The following is a 1,898-nucleotide window of genomic DNA, read 5'->3' as shown; positions in this document are numbered from 1 at the left end:
GAGCTGATGCGACGGCGAGACAAATACCCAATGTCAGTCGATGACCTACTGAATGCCGCCAGGAAGCTGGCAGAATTATCACTCATTCACGGCTGTTGGGGGTATGAATTATGAGGGGATCCTACAGAGTGCGGCGTTAGGTTCTCGCAGCCCCCCAAATAATCAAGGATTCGAAAATGGGAAAAATAAAAAATCCAGCCACGATTTCGAGTGAATTCGGTATAGACGTAGCGGTTCTGGAGAGGCTTGGGGTTGTAAACGTACTGCTGAATACAGACACCTTGGTCTTTATAGATCCACTGTTATTGGAAGGAAGTGCTCACAAGGAGATTAGTGATGGGGCTTATCAATCTTATAGAGAGCGCTTTGAAAAAATCATCAAACTTTTATCCGTATCTAAAACAGTAGATGATGTTCCATGGCGTAATGCAAAAAGACTTTTCCATTTCTCAGAAATTAGCTGGACTTGTTTGGGCTATGGTACAACCGTTAAGGGATCTGGATTTGGAAAGGATTTAATCTCTAGCACACTGGATACTGCTTCTCAGATTGTCGCGCTTGGTGTGGATGATATAGATCTTTTTATGGCTTTAGCTTTATTCGAAGAAGGTATTGGGCCTGATCGAATCAGCGATATGACAACCAACATTATTCTGCCGAACTTGATTTCTTTTTCTGAGCGAGTCAATCAAACACTTAAAGTACCTACTAAACAATTTAAGGTCGGAGCCAATAACTATAATTTGGTAGTTAATCCGTACTCAGATCAACCATTAATCTTTGTGCCAAACGATATCGTGCGTGATTTGCCAATTGCTTCCGATTGGAGTGATATATCGAGAGTTGTCAGGGAAAATGAAGATCTTAGAGAGCGGGTCAATGGTCACGTTGGTGAAATCTGGGCAACAATGACTAAAAAGGATAAGCAGAGACTCAAAAAAGCTGCTCTCAGTAGCAAAGAAGCTTTCCAACAGGTCATGGATATGATTCTTGAGGTGGAACCCAAGCCATATGACTTTAAAAGTGACAGAAACGGTGAGTCATTTTGGACTGAGTTACTGAAGCAAATTCCCAAGGACTACCCCTACGATCTTTCTAACTATGCTGGAAGAAAACTAAGCGCAGAGGAAGTAGTAGAGATAGTTAACAAAATACTAAGTCAGTTCCAAGATTTGGTTGAGAACAAGGGTTTATGGAAAGAGCTTTGGGATGAAAATGGAAAGCCTAGAAAGGAGAAAGCGTCACAACGGCTTTTCTTCGCTGTTGCTTATAGTTATTGCAAGGCTAACAATATTGATTTAACACCAGAAGCAGATTCCGGTAATGGGCCTGTAGATTTCAAGCTCTCTCAGGGCTTTGACTCTAAATTGGTGGTCGAAGTTAAGTTGTCCAATAATAGTAGTTTGGTCCATGGATATGAAAAGCAATTAGAAATCTATAAGAAAGCTGACGACACAGATTTAGGTGTATTTCTAATTATCGACGTTGGCGGTATTGGGAAAAAATACGATGTAGTGCAGAAAATGAGAAATGACTTCATAAAAGAACATGGTAAAGCATCCGATATATGGTATGTCGATGGAAATCAAAAAGCGTCTGCAAGCAAAAGAACCTAACAAATTGCTGCACAAAAAAATTAACCTAGAGCTCACATATATAACTCTGTAGTTCTAACTCATTTTTGTCCAAAAAGGACTTAGCTTTTAGAAGATGATGACTGCCAAGTGCGGCTCAATCGAAGAGATGGATAACTAGGTGTAAACATGCTTTTGGCCTTCGAAATCAGGGCCTAAAATGTTCCCTACATTTTTTGGCATTTCCTCCATCCTTGGAGGTCAGAAGATTTCGCATAGCATCCATGGATGATGAGATGGACACCTCTTGTAAAGTCGGCGTCA

At 40.8% G+C, this 1,898-nt stretch carries 1 protein-coding gene; it reads left to right on the top strand.

What is annotated here, in order from left to right:
- The first annotated feature begins 176 nt into the window (after window positions 1–176).
- Window positions 177–1,616: a hypothetical protein gene (locus GNT65_RS20345; RefSeq protein WP_160798993.1), complete on the top strand. Its 1,440-nt coding sequence runs from the start codon at window positions 177–179 to the stop codon at window positions 1,614–1,616.
- The last annotated feature ends 282 nt before the right edge of the window (window positions 1,617–1,898 follow it).

This window comes from Shewanella insulae, from assembly GCF_009831655.1.
Taxonomy (GTDB): Bacteria; Pseudomonadota; Gammaproteobacteria; order Enterobacterales; family Shewanellaceae; genus Shewanella; species Shewanella insulae.
This window is presented reverse-complemented; position numbering and strand designations above follow the sequence as displayed.